General features: G+C 34.2%; 20 protein-coding genes and 1 pseudogene. 15 read left to right on the top strand and 6 right to left on the bottom strand.

Features of this window, described 5'->3' with window-relative positions; translation table 11 throughout:
• Window positions 1-108 precede the first annotated feature (108 nt).
• The 3 genes from RTP99_RS22345 to RTP99_RS22335 form a co-directional block, all read right to left on the bottom strand.
• A complete protein-coding gene (locus RTP99_RS22345) occupies window positions 109-543 on the bottom strand; it encodes a GNAT family N-acetyltransferase (RefSeq protein WP_000555726.1) in 435 nt (144 codons plus the stop codon).
• A gap of 105 nt (window positions 544-648) precedes the next feature.
• On the bottom strand, window positions 649-1311 hold the full coding sequence (gene rpiA / locus RTP99_RS22340) for a ribose 5-phosphate isomerase A (protein WP_001050000.1): 663 nt from the start codon (window positions 1309-1311) through the stop codon (window positions 649-651).
• A 4-nt stretch (window positions 1312-1315) separates the two neighbouring features.
• Window positions 1316-1636: a 2Fe-2S iron-sulfur cluster-binding protein gene (locus RTP99_RS22335; RefSeq protein ID WP_001125396.1), complete on the bottom strand. Its 321-nt coding sequence runs from the start codon at window positions 1634-1636 to the stop codon at window positions 1316-1318.
• A gap of 143 nt (window positions 1637-1779) precedes the next feature.
• Between RTP99_RS22335 and RTP99_RS22330 the strand changes: the two genes are divergently transcribed.
• Together RTP99_RS22330 and clpP are read left to right on the top strand one after the other, a co-directional pair.
• Complete coding sequence (locus RTP99_RS22330) at window positions 1780-2466, top strand: RNA polymerase subunit sigma-70 (RefSeq protein WP_000337486.1); 687 nt, start codon at window positions 1780-1782, stop codon at window positions 2464-2466.
• A 21-nt stretch (window positions 2467-2487) separates the two neighbouring features.
• Complete coding sequence (gene clpP / locus RTP99_RS22325; protein ID WP_046647318.1) at window positions 2488-3069, top strand: ATP-dependent Clp endopeptidase proteolytic subunit ClpP; 582 nt, start codon at window positions 2488-2490, stop codon at window positions 3067-3069.
• A 44-nt stretch (window positions 3070-3113) separates the two neighbouring features.
• Here clpP and RTP99_RS22320 read toward each other — a convergent pair whose 3' ends face one another.
• Window positions 3114-3971 carry a glycine betaine ABC transporter substrate-binding protein gene (locus tag RTP99_RS22320; protein WP_001227648.1) on the bottom strand — a complete coding sequence of 286 codons (858 nt, stop codon included), beginning with the start codon at window positions 3969-3971 and terminating at the stop codon, window positions 3114-3116.
• A 170-nt stretch (window positions 3972-4141) separates the two neighbouring features.
• On the opposite strand from RTP99_RS22320, the gene RTP99_RS22315 reads away from it, so the two are divergent.
• The 9 genes and pseudogenes from RTP99_RS22315 to RTP99_RS22275 form a co-directional block, all read left to right on the top strand.
• Window positions 4142-5347: a quaternary amine ABC transporter ATP-binding protein gene (locus RTP99_RS22315; RefSeq protein ID WP_000370623.1), complete on the top strand. Its 1206-nt coding sequence runs from the start codon at window positions 4142-4144 to the stop codon at window positions 5345-5347.
• Window positions 5340-6176, top strand: a complete 837-nt coding sequence (locus RTP99_RS22310; protein ID WP_001059833.1) for an ABC transporter permease — start codon at window positions 5340-5342, stop codon at window positions 6174-6176. The genes RTP99_RS22315 and RTP99_RS22310 overlap by 8 nt, the downstream gene beginning before the upstream one ends.
• 296 nt (window positions 6177-6472) lie before the next feature.
• Complete coding sequence (locus tag RTP99_RS22305) at window positions 6473-6643, top strand: glycine zipper domain-containing protein (protein ID WP_001992228.1); 171 nt, start codon at window positions 6473-6475, stop codon at window positions 6641-6643.
• A 102-nt stretch (window positions 6644-6745) separates the two neighbouring features.
• Entirely contained in the window at window positions 6746-7159 is a 414-nt protein-coding gene (locus RTP99_RS22300) for an HIT family protein (protein WP_041184675.1), read from the top strand.
• A complete protein-coding gene (locus RTP99_RS22295) occupies window positions 7143-7967 on the top strand; it encodes a PP2C family serine/threonine-protein phosphatase (RefSeq protein WP_001027907.1) in 825 nt (274 codons plus the stop codon). The genes RTP99_RS22300 and RTP99_RS22295 overlap by 17 nt, the downstream gene beginning before the upstream one ends.
• Window positions 7968-8035: 68 nt before the next feature.
• A complete protein-coding gene (locus RTP99_RS22290) occupies window positions 8036-8359 on the top strand; it encodes a DUF4181 domain-containing protein (protein ID WP_011040406.1) in 324 nt (107 codons plus the stop codon).
• Window positions 8360-8387: 28 nt separating this feature from the next.
• The gene (locus tag RTP99_RS22285; protein WP_000701196.1) at window positions 8388-8828 is read left to right on the top strand and encodes an NUDIX domain-containing protein; all 441 of its coding nucleotides are present in this window, start codon (window positions 8388-8390) and stop codon (window positions 8826-8828) included.
• 19 nt (window positions 8829-8847) lie between these two features.
• Complete coding sequence (locus RTP99_RS22280; RefSeq protein WP_001260750.1) at window positions 8848-9228, top strand: DUF4181 domain-containing protein; 381 nt, start codon at window positions 8848-8850, stop codon at window positions 9226-9228.
• Window positions 9229-9320: 92 nt separating this feature from the next.
• Window positions 9321-9416: pseudogene (locus RTP99_RS22275) on the top strand (uridine kinase); the annotation flags it as partial.
• Window positions 9417-9442: 26 nt separating this feature from the next.
• On the opposite strand, the gene RTP99_RS22270 reads toward RTP99_RS22275, so the two are convergent.
• A complete protein-coding gene (locus tag RTP99_RS22270; RefSeq protein WP_000901186.1) occupies window positions 9443-9961 on the bottom strand; it encodes a GrpB family protein in 519 nt (172 codons plus the stop codon).
• A 41-nt stretch (window positions 9962-10002) separates the two neighbouring features.
• Window positions 10003-10848, bottom strand: a complete 846-nt coding sequence (locus RTP99_RS22265; RefSeq protein WP_041184673.1) for an oxidoreductase — start codon at window positions 10846-10848, stop codon at window positions 10003-10005.
• 165 nt (window positions 10849-11013) lie between these two features.
• Between RTP99_RS22265 and RTP99_RS22260 the strand changes: the two genes are divergently transcribed.
• From RTP99_RS22260 to RTP99_RS22245, 4 genes are all read left to right on the top strand, one after another.
• Entirely contained in the window at window positions 11014-11493 is a 480-nt protein-coding gene (locus RTP99_RS22260; RefSeq protein WP_000951600.1) for a DinB family protein, read from the top strand.
• Between the two features lie 169 nt (window positions 11494-11662).
• The gene (gene acoA, locus RTP99_RS22255) at window positions 11663-12661 is read left to right on the top strand and encodes an acetoin:2,6-dichlorophenolindophenol oxidoreductase subunit alpha (protein ID WP_000921303.1); all 999 of its coding nucleotides are present in this window, start codon (window positions 11663-11665) and stop codon (window positions 12659-12661) included.
• A gap of 17 nt (window positions 12662-12678) precedes the next feature.
• The gene (gene acoB, locus RTP99_RS22250) at window positions 12679-13713 is read left to right on the top strand and encodes an acetoin:2,6-dichlorophenolindophenol oxidoreductase subunit beta (RefSeq protein WP_000198893.1); all 1035 of its coding nucleotides are present in this window, start codon (window positions 12679-12681) and stop codon (window positions 13711-13713) included.
• Between the two features lie 27 nt (window positions 13714-13740).
• Window positions 13741-14940, top strand: a complete 1200-nt coding sequence (locus RTP99_RS22245) for a dihydrolipoamide acetyltransferase family protein (RefSeq protein WP_000257753.1) — start codon at window positions 13741-13743, stop codon at window positions 14938-14940.
• The last annotated feature ends 10 nt before the right edge of the window (window positions 14941-14950 follow it).

Raw genomic sequence — 14950 nt, 5'->3', positions numbered from 1 at the left:
AGAGATAATGGGCTTTGATGCAAAAGGACATCTTGAGAATTCATTTTTCTATTAATAAAAAGGGTAGTATATGAATACATAATGTAGTTTCATATACTGCCCTTTTTATTATGATAATATTTTCGTCATAAGTATATGTGGAATACCGTCTTCCATAAATATATCAGAAGAAGTTTGATAACCTAATTTTTTATAAAATCCTTCAGCCTGCGTTTGACCGTGTAGTTTTACTTTTGTAGATTCTTTTTCACGAGCAATTTCTTCTAACGCTTGAATAATTACTTTTCCTAATCCATATTTACGATAGTCTTTTAAAATACAAATACGTTCTAATTTTCCAGCTCCATCAACAAATCGTATGCGACCTGTACCAACGGGAAGCTCATTATAATAAACTAAAATATGTTTACATGTCTCACCAATTTCATCGAATGTATCGAATTCGTCTTCAAGAGGGACATTTTGTTCTTTTACAAATACTTCTTTTCGAATGTAGAAGGCAGTTTCTAAATCTGTACGTTCTGTTATGAGTTTGGAGTGCAATTTGTTCAGCCCTTTCTAGTGTAATGTACTTTTATTTTCATAGTATATCATAATGATACGTAGTAAAGAGAAATATAAAAAGCTGACTGTAAGAGTCAGCATCCATTATAATTCCTGTATCCCGTTTTTTGTTCCAATAATCGCCTTACTAGTCATATTAACAAACAATCCGGTTTCAACTACACCAGTAATCATTTTTAAATGATTGTGTAAATTGGCAGGATTCGTTATGTTATGAGGGAATACACAATCAATAATCATGTTATTATTATCGGTTATAAATGTTTCATTATTTTTTAAGCGTAACGTTGTTTGACAACCTAAAGATTGAATTTTACTTTCGGTTTGTTTCCATGAAAAAGGTATGATTTCAACAGGTAATGGAAAAGTACCTAAATGCGTTACAAGTTTTGATTCATCAGCAATGATAAGTAGTTCTTTAGAGGAGGAGGCAACGATTTTTTCACGAAGTAATGCGCCACCGCCTCCTTTTATAAGGTGTAAATTTGAATCAATTTCATCCGCTCCATCAATTGTAAGATCAAGACTTTGTATGTCGTTTAATGAAATTAGTGGGATATTTAGTTGCTGAGCTAATACTTCAGTTTCTTTTGATGTCGGGACAGCTTGAAATGATAGTCCTTCTTTTACACGTTCACCTAATTTTTCTATCGTCCAGTATACGGTAGAACCTGTACCAAGCCCAATCTTCATTCCATCTTTTACGAAAGTTGCAGCATATTCACCGGCGAGTTGTTTTAAATTCATCGATTTACTCCGCCGGGCGTGGTCCAGCATCAAGACCTGAATTTTCAACTGTAAGTACCGGACGAACTACTATATCCTTATGTACACGCATTTGACAAGATAATCGTAAATGATCTTCAATCCCTTTTTCTGTAATCGCATTTTTTTCCTTTGCATTCGCTTCACAAAAATCACCTGCTATAATTTCTACTCTACAAGTTGTGCAACGTGCTTTTCCGCCGCAACGATGGAGTATGTTTACACCGTTGTCTTCAATTGCTAATACTAATTTTGTGCCTTCTTGTACATCAAAAGTTCCCGTACCTTCAATTGTTAATTTTGGCAAATTTGTTCCTCCTCACGTAAAATGGTACATAACATATTTATGACCGCGAATTATTGAACATAAACATAATTTTTTTATATGCCCCGTAACTTTTTTATTTGTTGAATCGTTAATTAAGTAAGCGCTGAAAAGGAGTGGTTATTTTGTGCACAAAAGTTACTCATATTTTAAAGAATCATATCGATATGAATCATTCAAATATAAATTTTTTAATTGAGCAATATGGAGAGTTAAAAAGATACTGTACTTTTTTAACGAAAAACAAATGGGATGGGGAAGATCTCGCCCAAGAAACAGTTTGTAAAGTTCTTCAAAAATATAGTAATAAAGATATTTGTATGACACTCGTCTATAAAATAGCAAGAAATCGTTGGTTAGATCAGATGAAGTCTAAGTCTGTTCATGAAAAAATAAGAGAACAAATCACTTTTGAAGAACCACAAGAGAATATTGCAGATTTGCATGAAATGGTAGGGAAAGTATTATCTTCATTAAATGTACAGCAATCCACGATTTTATTATTAAAGGATGTTTTTCAATATAGTATCGTTGATATTGCTAAAGTATGTTCCGTATCGGAAGGGGCAGTAAAAGCTTCTTTGTTTCGGAGTAGAAATAGGTTGAAAACTGTAAGTGAAGAAGGGATTGAGATAGTTGAATTCACAGATGATATGGAAGTTGTAGTGACGTCTATTCGAGAGGAGAGACCGGAATTATTAACGAAACTGCTTCCGACAATAGATTTTACTAAGTTACCATCTAAACAGCCAGTCTTATTATTTAATGTGAAACAATCCTCTTCCTACAGTTGTATGCTTTGCGCGGCATAAAAATTATTGGAGGGATTTAAAATGAATGCAATTCCATATGTAGTAGAACAAACAAAATTAGGAGAACGTTCCTATGATATATATTCAAGGTTATTGAAAGACCGCATTATTATAATCGGTTCAGAGATTAATGATCAGGTTGCGAGCAGTGTAGTAGCGCAATTATTATTTTTAGAAGCGGAAGATGCGGAGAAAGATATATTTCTGTATATTAATAGTCCTGGTGGCTCAACGACAGCGGGATTTGCAATATTAGATACAATGAATCTTATTAAACCGGAGGTGCAAACGCTTTGTATGGGCTTAGCTGCATCATTTGGTGCCCTTTTACTATTAGCTGGTGCAAAAGGAAAAAGATTCGCGCTTCCTAATAGTGAAATCATGATTCATCAGCCACTTGGCGGTGTAAAAGGGCAAGCAACAGAAATCGAAATTACAGCAAAAAGAATATTGAAATTAAAGCATGACATTAATAAGATTATTGCTGATAGAACAGGACAGCCAATCGAAAAAATAGCACATGATACGGAAAGAGATTATTTTATGACAGCAGAGGAAGCTAAAGAATATGGGATTGTTGATGGGGTCGTTGAGAAAAAATAATATAAACCAGGCTAGAGAATATGCTCATTCTCTAGCCTGGTTTTTTAATCTTTAATCCATTCATCAACTAACGTTTGGTTCTTTTTAATCCATTTTCGCGCCGCTTCTTCGGGATCTTTCGTTTTATTTAACTCGACCATTAATGTACCGAGCTGTTCATCGTTCATTTTCCATTTGTCAAAGTATTTTATGATATCTGGATGATCTTTTTCAAAACCTTTACGAACAGAGTAATAAATGTCATCTTTTTCACCATATACTTTCTTAGGGTCTTTTAAATATTTTAAATCAAATTCTGAAAAGCCCCAATGCGGATTCCAAAGCGTAACAGCGATTGGTTTCTTTTTCGTATATGCTTTCTTTAGTTCACTCATCATCGCCGCTTCAGAAGATTGGACAAGTTTTAGTTTAATATCATATTCCTTCATCGCCTTATTTGTTAAATTCATTAGGCTGCTGCCAGGTTCAATTCCGACAATTTTATTATCTAGTTCATCTTTATGTGCATTTAGATCTTCAATGCTGTTTATGTTTTTCACATAAGAAGGGACAACTAAACCTAGTCCGGTTCCTTCATACCATTTTGATTTTAAGACAATATCATCTTTATAACGATCATTTAGTGGTTTATCCGTAACGGGTAGCCATACTTCTAAATTAGCATCAACATCACCGCGAGCAACACCAGTCCAAATTGCCGCTTTTTCTAAATACATAAGCTCAACTTTGTAGCCTTTTTGTTCTAATAGAACTTTCCACATGTTTGCTGTTGCAATGTTTTCTTTCCAACTTGTTACACCTAGTTTAATTTTTCCTTTCGAATTTGCATTTGTTGCATTACATGAAGAGAAAATCATAGTAATAAATAATGCAAGGCATATGAGCCATATTTTCTTTCTCATTAAAAACCTCCTAAGAAACGTTTGCTTTTTAAATAAATGTATAAGTAAGCATTCTTATTATGAACGGAAAAGAGAATTTTAAAGAAATCTTATAAATGTTATTTTTATGTAATATTTCTTTGCAAAATCGCAACACTATGTGAATAGATGGGTAGAAAAGGAGTAGTGACATGGATAATACAAAGGTACGTGTTGAAAACGTAACAAAAGTATTTGGGAAACACCCGCAAAGAGCGCTTACCTTATTAAAAGAAGGAAAAAGTAAATCGGAAATTTTGAAAGAGACAGGAATGAACGTTGGCGTAAAAAAGGCGACGTTCGAAGTATATACGGGAGAAATTTTCGTTATTATGGGATTGTCTGGTAGCGGGAAATCGACGTTAGTTCGTATGTTAAACCAACTGATTAGACCAACAGCGGGGCATATATACATAGATGGAGAAGATATCGCAACGATGGGCAAAGAAGAGTTGCGAAGAGTGAGAAGAACGAAAATGAGTATGGTGTTTCAGAAATTCGCTCTATTCCCTCATCGTACCGTTTTGCAAAATGTTGCATATGGGTTGGAAATACAAGGAGTTCCAGTAGAGGAACGAGAGAGAAAAGCGTTAGAGTCCTTGAAGTTAGTTGGATTAGACCATCATAAAGATAATTATCCAAGTCAACTGAGTGGTGGTATGCAACAGCGTGTCGGCATTGCGAGAGCGCTTACGAATGATCCGGATGTTTTACTTATGGATGAGTCATTTAGTGCATTAGATCCACTGATTCGAAAAGAAATGCAAGATGAACTGTTAGAATTACAAGATAAAATGGAAAAAACAATTATTTTTATTACGCATGATTTAGATGAAGCCCTTCGAATTGGTGATCGAATTGCGTTAATGAAAGATGGAGAAGTTGTCCAAATTGGAACGCCAGAAGAAATTATGATGAGTCCTGCGAATGAATTTGTAGAGAAATTCGTGGCGGATGTGAATTTAGGAAAAGTAATAACGGCGGAATCTATATTAAAACGACCAGAGACATTATTAATTGACCGTGGACCACGTGTAGCACTTCAAATTATGAGGAATGCCGGTGTTTCTACAGTGTATGTTGTTAACAAAAAATATGAATTTTTAGGTATATTAACGGCAGATGATGCGAGTAAAGCAGTACAAAAGCAATGGCCGATTGCTGATTTATTACTTACCGATATCCCGCACGTGTATTTAGATACTTTACTGGAAGAAACGTATGCGAAAATGGCGGAGATGAAATATCCGTTACCAGTAATTGATGAGAAGAAAAGATTAAGAGGAATTATTAAACGTGAAAGTGTCATTCAAGCTCTTGCAGGTAATATTGAGGAAGAGGTGAAAGACGATGAATAATATACCACGTATTCCTTTAGGGGAATGGGTCGATTCATTTGTTGCAAGTTTATATGAGCACTTTGAAGGCTTATTCCGAGGATTCTCTTATATTATCGGCGGATTCGTTGATTTACTCACTAATTTTTTAACAATAATACCGGCTATATTGATGATTATTATTTTGTGTTTCCTCATTTGGTACACAACGAGAAAAGTATCTTTAGTTATTTTTACACTCATCGGGTTATTATTTATTTTAAATATAAACTACTGGGCACAAACGATGCAGACATTAGCTCTTGTACTTACATCTGTTATTATTTCAATCATTGTAGGTATCCCAATTGGTATTTTAGCTTCGCAAAATGAACGGTTTTCAAAATTTTTAAAACCGACATTAGATTTTATGCAAACAATGCCGGCTTTCGTATATCTTATTCCCGCGATTACATTTTTTGGAGTAGGTGTAGTACCTGGGATTATTGCATCAGTAATCTTTGCAATGCCACCGACAATTCGTTTTACTGACTTAGGAATTAGACAAGTTCCAGAAGATTTAATAGAAGCAGCGAATGCGTTTGGCTCTACCGCATCACAAAAATTATTTAAAGTACAATTACCACTCGCAACTGGAACGATCATGGCTGGTGTGAACCAAAGTATTATGCTCTCTTTATCAATGGTAGTAACAGCATCGCTTGTAGGAGCTCCAGGTCTTGGAGTTGATGTATACCGTTCTGTAACACAAGTTAATATCGGAATGGGATTTGAAGCCGGACTAGCCATTGTTGTCATTGCGATTATATTAGACCGCATTACACAAGGATTTCATCAAAAAAGAAGATAAACAAAAAACACACTTTATTATACAAAGTGTGTTTTTTGTTTGAATAAATTATATTCGAACGATAACAGAACCGTCAGCTGACACAAAAACTTGTTTTTTTATTTCATTGATTTAATTCTTCAATGAATAACGATATGTTTGTTTAATAGCGACTTGAAAATCTCTTCTTAAGAAAAGGATTATGTGGTGGAAAAGTATAAGTAATAAAGTACATTTTTTGGAAATTATTAAGTGGAATAGCGAATATATTAGGAGACAGTGAAGTCATGTAAATAGATATTATTTTAGAAAAAATTATGAGAGGAGATGCTATTTTGTCTAAAAAGAAAAAAAGCAATGATGCCTTGGCAATAGGCGTCGGTATAGGGGTTGTAATTGGTGTAGTCCAAGGTTATTTTACAAATAATTTAGTAATCGGAATTGTGATTGGGATTGTAATTGGAGTTGTAGTTTTGAAGAAAAAATGAGTTGTAAATTCAGTTCAAAATTTTTGCGTTAAAAGAATGAATTTTCAGAATATAAATCCTATTTTTCCTTTTTTTATGATATTATATATAAAAAGGATGGTGATGGATATGCCAACAAATAATCAAGAAGAACAAAATTGCTTCATTTGTGAAAAACATAAAGGAAATATTACAGTTCCAGGTGGAGCTATTTATGAAGATGAACTCGTTTACGTTGGACATGTCCACTGGGATAGCGAAGAAACGAAAAGGTTCGGACTTATATCAAGTAGAGTAAGTAAAGCACTAAAAGAAAGTGAAGGTGCAGAGCATATTTACACTTTTGTTTCAGGAAATGGTGTACCACATATGCATATGCACATCATACCGCGTTATGCAAATACACCAAAAGAGTTTTGGTCACCGACTGAAGTAGCGAAATGGATGGGTGCGCCTTATGGTGATACAGAAAAAATCAAAAAACTATGCGAAAGAATACGAAAGTATATGGTGAGTGAATATGAATATAACAAATAATAGACAATATTCATGGGTTGGAAGTAGAGAAATGTGCTTAGACGAAATTTCGATAAAGCAATATGGTGAAATCGTAATTGGTAAATACGGCGGAAATATAAGTGCCGGAGCAAACAAGAACGAAGATGGTGCGTTAGTTTGGTCAAATGGTGATTGGGAATTTGCAGCTATATTAGATGGACATAATAGTGCAGAAAGTGTTGATTTAGTAGTAAATACAATTCAAAAAGAATATGAAAATATAAAAGAAATGATGAATGAATCGATTGATACAGTATTTCGATCTATTGAAAATCATATTCTTACTATCTTTCAATCTTCTTCATTTAAGGAAAAGTGCCAAAGAATTAAAGGTGAAACAGCTTGCTTACTATGTGTAAGAAAAGAAAACTACATATGGTGGTTATCTATCGGTGACTGTTTAGTGTATGTATTTCATGATGAATTACACAAATTAGGACAATATGCGTTAAATCAACGTCATTTTTACGAATGGATTGGTAACGTAAATACTTTTGATGTACCTGTTCCTTGCTATTCATCAGGAATTCGTGAATTACGTACTGGCAACAATCGAATTGTAATGGTGACAGATGGGGTATTAGAATACGGAGAACGTCGATATGAAACACCATTAAATCTATATAATGATATGAATAGAAATAATATAAAACTTGAAGAAAGTGTTCATCATGTATTAGAGCACGTTCATCATCAATTCGGACGAGATAGTGCGACAATTATTAGTTGGGACGTAGAAAATAAAGGAAAAGCTACTTATCCGAGTGATCAGCCAGATAAAAAGTAAAGGAGGAGACATCACTGTTTTTAGTTAAAGGAATTTTATTAATAGTATGGATCATATTCTTAGTTGTTTTGGAAAAAGTAGTGAGAAAAAAATTAAATATACCGAAACAAACAGACTGGAATAGTAAATATGTAAACAACGCTCATAAATGGGGCACTAGGGCTCTTATCGTTTTTTATATAATTGTTACGCTGATATGTGCCACTTTAAATCCTATTTATATTAGTAATTTACCCATATTATTTTTAATAACTTTATACTGCTTTCAATCATATATGGAGTGGAAATATGATAAAGAATCGAGGGAATATGTCATTTTTTTAGGCGTAGTTCCATTATTAATAATAACTGGAATTATGATTAATCTTTTCTTTTATAACTATTGGATTTAATCATATGTGGAATGAATGGGGAGACGAAATGAAGATACCTAAATTACGTGCTGAAGCAATGATTTTAAATGAAGATCATTCTAAAGTACTTGTACAATGTGATTTAAGAGAAATATTTTATCGTTTTCCAGGTGGTTTTATTGAATTCGGTGAAACAGCAAAAGAAGCAATAATGCGAGAATTAATGGAAGAATACGATTTGAAGATTGATGTCCAAGAGCTAGCTGTTGTAAATGAGCATATTTTCGAGTGGAACAACGAAAAAGGTCACCATTGTACATTGATGCATTGGGGAGCTGTTCAAGAGATGATTACAAATGAGATAAGGCATAAAGAACATGAGAATATTATATTAATATGGAAAAGTATAGAAGAATTAAAGATGAAGTCAACATATCCTGAAGGGATTGTAGATTATTTAGAAGAAGATAATCGTAATATAGTTCACTTTATTTCAAAAAGCAAATGAAGGAATAGGAGGGATGTAAATGAGAACCTCTACGTTTTGGATTATAATTTTTGTTTTTTGTATAGCTGGCTATTTTTTTGAGCAATTTTTAAGAAGAAAGTTGAATATGGAGAAGAGGGGTTTCTTTGGATATAAGCATGTAAATAGCTTGCATGTAAAATTGGAAATAGTCTTGTTTATTATTTATTTTGTTAGTAGTATGATTTATGTTACTAGCAATGAAAATGCAAATGTAGGGTATGCCCTTTTCATTTTTTTTGGAACGTTATGGACGTTACGGGCATGGATGGAGTGGAAATTTGATAGAGAATCGAAAGAATACATTCTTTCGATAATCGGTTTATTTGCATTTGTAATTATGATTTCATTACTACTTTACTTTGATCCGATTTCAGCGTAAAAGTAAGTTTATAGATATAAAATAAGGGGATGAAATATTAGAACAAATTCGAGTGAAGTCTGTAGAGCAATCACTACTAATAATAGGTGTTGATGATTGCTGAAAATATATATGTAGAAAGTCATAAACCACATGGATTTGCAGATTTTATTATTGATGGCACAAAACAAGATTTAGCTGATAAATAAGAAATCATTTACTACTAAATGATTTCTTATTTAAATGCATCATTTATTTTGGCTAATGTGGATGTAATGAAATTTGTTTTATCCTCTGCATATTGATGTTTATCATTAGAATTAGCTTGTGAAAGTTGAATCTTTAATTGTTCATACTGTATACGAGCAGTTTTATTGTCTATTAAGTAATCTCTGAATTGCAATTGTTCTATTAAATATGTATTCCCTCGTTCATACATATGAATTTGATGAGTTCTTGGTTCACCTTTATTAAAATAATATCGTTCAGGCAATACATCTTTTCTATATTTATAGTTTAGTAGTTCTAATTTTTTAATACAATGTATACCGTCCCTATAATTTTCTAATTCAATTGCTATATCAATAATGGGCTTTGCACTTAAATGTGGAATAGAAGTACTACCAATATGGTGTATCGCTAAAATATGTTCGCCAATTTGTTCCTCAATGAATTGTTTCTCCTTTATAAATTCAATTGCCCACTCTTCAGTCCACGGAACTAAAAACACTTTACCATAGGGTAAACCTAACATTTATTTAGCACCTCTTTCAAAATGTTTTTCAATAAAGGTAATTACATTTTCTTAAAGCTTCTCAAAACAAGATATTCCCACAATCTCCAAGGAAGAATTTTCTTTGCAAAGATCATAAATTTTACACCTTTTCCAATCGGATATCGTAAATTCGTACGCTTAGATTCAGCAATTTCTACAATTTTATTAGCAACATCTATCGGATTGCCAAATGTATCACTGCCGCTATTAATATGTTTTTGTATTTTATCCATATATTCTTTGTAAGGAGAAGATGTATCAGATTGGTTTGTAGCTAGTTGTTTACCAACTTCCCAAATATTTGTGTTATAAGAACCTGGTTCTATTAAAGCAACATCTATTCCAAAAGGTTTTACTTCTAAACGAAGGGATTCACTCCATCCTTCTAATGCATATTTTGAAGAAACGTAAGGAGATAGACCAGGGAATGCAACTTGACCACTAATGCTGCTTATATTAATAATTTTTCCGCTTTGTTGTTCTCTCATATAAGGTAAAACAAGCTGAGTAATTGAAATAGCTCCAAATAGGTTCGTTTCAAATTGTTTACGGTATTCCTCTACTGGAGTTTCTTCTACAAATCCCCCATTGGCATATCCTGCATTATTAATGAGGAGGTCCACTTTGTTTATTTCTTTTAAAAATAATTGAAAGTTATGTAAAGAGTTTTGATCGGTTACATCTAATTGTTGAATTTTTATGTTTTGCAGTAAGTTGAGTTGAGTAGCTTGAGATAATAAGTTTCCTTGTTTTTCAAGGTTTCTCATTGTTGCGATAACTAAATAATCTTTTTTTGTGAGTTCGAGTGTAGTTAATAGTCCGAATCCACTTGAAGCTCCTGTAATAACCGCGATTTTTTTATTCATTGGTCGCTCGCTTTCTTTTTCTTTTATCATAACGAGTTATAGTAAGAAAATCTATTATTCTTACATTCATTATGAAACCAATTTGTATGTAAAAAAGGGGATTATAGGAAATCAGCGTATATAAAGTAGTGTATATTAATATGATAATGAAATGAGGGAAGAGAAATGGCCCATGTGAAAGATGTATTAGCAGATCAGTTATTAGCGAATGCGAACGATCCTAGTTGGTATATTCCGTTTTCAGATGCAGTGAAAGATCTATCTGAGAGAGAAGCTTTCTGGAAACCGAATGAAGAGAGTAATAGTATAGCTGAAATTGTACAACATTTACTGTATTGGAACTCAACGTGGCAAACGAGGTATAAAGAATCAAATGTGAATGCTGTGCCCGCTATTGGTGATAATAACAAAAGTTTTATGCTTTCAGATAATCAATCTTTCGATGAATTAAGAGAAAAACTACTGGAGAAACTGTTACTATGGCAAAAGCTAATAAATAAAGAAAAGGTAGAAAGTGATGTAGTTGGATTCCCAGTATGTGCAAAGTGGTGGGAAGTGCTAGCAAATGTCACAACTCATAATGCTTATCATATTGGTCAAATTATTTACATTCGGAAGTTACAGAAGAGTTTTGATCATGAATAAAATAATGATTCTCAAATTAGGTGAACAAAAGTGGACAAAACGAGACAGATGTCTCAATTTGTCCACTTTTTTATTTTGAAAGAAAAGAGAAACCCTATTAAATCAAGAATTAGAATTTGGCACAGTACTTGCAATATAAAAGATGAACAAGAAAATAGGAGGGCTGGACATGTTAAAAACAACTGAAAGTAAAGGGAATGGAATTACGAAAGAACAAGCTCGTTGGATGTATGAAAAAATGTTAGAGATTCGTAAGTTTGAAGATAAGGTACATGAATTGTTCGCTCAAGGTGTGCTGCCAGGTTTCGTCCATTTATACGCGGGTGAAGAAGCGGTAGCAGTTGGTGTATGTGCCCACTTAACGGATCGTGACAGTATTACAAGTACACATAGAGGACATGGGCATTGTATCGCAAAAGGTTGCGATTTAAACGGTATGATGGCTGAACTTTTTGGGAAAGCGACAGGATTATGTAAAGGTAAAGGCGGCTCCATGCACATTGCTGATTTAGATAAAGGAATGCTTGGTGCAAATGGCATTGTAGGTGGTGGTTTCCCGCTTGCTTGCGGCTCAGCATTAACAGCTAAATATAAAGGAACGAAAGATGTAAGTGTTTGTTTCTTCGGTGACGGAGCAAATAATGAAGGAACATTTCACGAAGGGGTTAATTTAGCGGCGATTTGGAAATTACCAGTTATTTTTATCGCAGAAAATAACGGTTACGGTGAAGCGACAACATTTGAATATGCTTCAAGTTGTGATTCCATTGCAGATCGAGCGAAAGCTTACAATATTCCAGGTGTTCAAGTGGATGGAAAGGACTTGCTTGCGGTGTATAAAGCAGCGGAAGAAGCAGTAGAACGTGCTCGTAATGGCGGTGGTCCAACAATAATTGAATGTATGACATATCGTAATTACGGTCATTTCGAAGGTGAAGCACAAACGTATAAAACTTCAGAAGAAAAAGAAGAACATTTAAATGAAAAAGATGCGATTGTGAATTTCCGTAAGCATTTAATTCATGAAGCTTTATTAACTGAATCTGAGCTTGTAGATATGGAAAAGGCAGTAGATGAAGCGGTTCAAAAATCAATTGAATTTAGTGAAAATAGTCCATATCCAGAGGATGAAGAGTTATTAAAAGATGTATACGTTTCTTACAAATAAGAGGAGGGTGAAAAATAATGACTAGAACAGTAAGTATGTCAACTGCAATTAATGAAGCGATGAAAATCTCAATGCGTCGTGATGAAAACGTAATTTTAATAGGAGAAGACGTTGCAGGTGGTGCACAAGTTGATCACTTGCAAGATGATGAAGCATGGGGCGGTGTTCTTGGTGTTACGAAAGGCCTTGTACAAGAATTTGGCCGAAATCGTATTTTAGATACACCAATTTCAGAAGCGGGTTACATGGGAGCAGCAATGGCAGCTGCGGCAACAGGACTACGTCCGATTGCTGAATTAATGTTTAATGATTTTATCGGTAGTTGTCTTGATCAAGTATTAAACCAAGGTGCAAAGTTCCGCTATATGTTCGGTGGTAAAGCGAAAGTGCCAGTTACAGTACGTACGATGCATGGTGCAGGTTTTAGCGCAGCTGCACAACATTCACAAAGTTTGTATGCGTTATTTACGAGCATTCCAGGTATAAAAGTTGTCGTTCCTTCTACTCCATATGACGCAAAAGGCTTATTATTAGCGGCAATTGAAGATGATGACCCAGTAATCTTCTTTGAAGATAAAACACTTTACAATATGAAAGGTGAAGTGCCGGAAGGGTATTATACAATTCCATTAGGTAAAGCAGATATAAAACGTGAAGGTTCTGATGTAACAATCGTCGCCATTGGAAAACAAGTTCATACAGCACTTGCAGCCGCTGAGCAATTATCGAAAAAAGGACTTGAAGTAGAAGTAATTGATCCACGTTCTTTATCACCACTGGATGAAGATACGATTTTAGCATCAGTTGAAAAAACAAATCGCCTTATTGTTATTGATGAAGCAAATCCAAGATGTAGTATCGCAACGGATATTGCGGCAATTGTAGCGGATAAAGGATTCGATTTGTTAGATGCACCTATTAAACGAATTACAGCACCACATACACCAGTTCCGTTCTCGCCACCACTTGAAAAGTTATATTTACCAACGCCGGAAAAAGTAATTGAAACTGTATCAGAAATGATCGGAGACCAATCTTTATTACATGTGTAATAAAACGATGAGAAGGGAGAGAGAAGCATGGCTGTAGAAGTTGTAATGCCGAAGTTAGGTATGGCGATGAAAGAAGGTATTATTACGAGCTGGAATATTAAAGCAGGCGATCATGTATCAAAAGGTGAACTAATTGCTAGTATTAATTCGGAAAAAATCGAAACTGAAATAGAAGCGCCAGCGGATGGAACTGTTCTTGATATAGCTGTAAGTGAAGATGAGGGAGTTCCACCTGGCACTGTCATTTGCTATATCGGTAAGCTGAACGAAAAAGTAGAAATCAATGAAAGTATAAATGTTGTAGAAGAAAAAGCACCTAATCTAGAGCCTAAAAAGGTCCAACATCCAGAACCATATGCGAAAGAAGTGGCGAAGCAAAGAATCAAAATTTCACCTGTAGCGAAGAAAATTGCAAAGTCTGAAAATCTAGATATCAAAGCATTAGTTGGTACAGGCCCTGGCGGAAGGATTACAAAAGTAGACGTATTAAAAGCGATTGAAGAAAGAGTAACAATTCCAGAAGTACTTGAACAAGAAGAAAGTAAAGTAATTCCTGTTACTGGTATGCGGAAAGCAATCGCAAACCGTATGCATGCAAGTTTACAAAATAGTGCGCAATTAACATTAACGATGAAAGTAGATGTTACAGATTTAGTTGCTTTACATAAAGAAATAGCGGCAGTTGTACAAAAACGATACGATAACAAACTAACTATTACGGATTTCGTTTCTCGTGCTGTTGTATTAGCGCTTGGAGAGCATAAAGAAATGAACAGCGCTTATATGGATGATACAATTCATCAATTTGAACATGTTCATTTAGGCATGGCAGTCGCATTAGAAAAAGGATTAGTCGTTCCAGCTATTCGATTTGCTAATAATCTATCTTTAGTAGAGTTATCTAAACAAATTAAAAACGTTGCACAAAAAGCAAGAGAAGGTAGTTTAAGTAGTGATGATATGCAAGGGACAACCTTTACAATTAGTAATTTAGGTAGCTTCGGTATTGAATATTTTACGCCAGTATTAAATACACCTGAAACTGGTATTTTAGGTGTAGGTGCAATTGAACATGTTCCAGTATATAAAGGGAAGAAAATAAAAAAAGGCAGTATGTTACCTTTAAGTTTAACATTCGATCATCGTGTATTAGATGGTGCACCAGCAGCTGCATTTTTACGCACAATTAAACGTTATTTAGAAGAACCTGTAACAATTCTTTTATAAAGAGAAGGTG

The organism is Bacillus sp. (in: firmicutes) (assembly GCF_031983925.1).
In the GTDB taxonomy this organism is placed as follows: Bacteria; Bacillota; Bacilli; order Bacillales; family Bacillaceae_G; genus Bacillus_A; species Bacillus_A pacificus.
The sequence above is the reverse complement of the archived record's forward strand: the minus strand, read 5'-3'. Positions and strand labels throughout refer to the sequence as shown.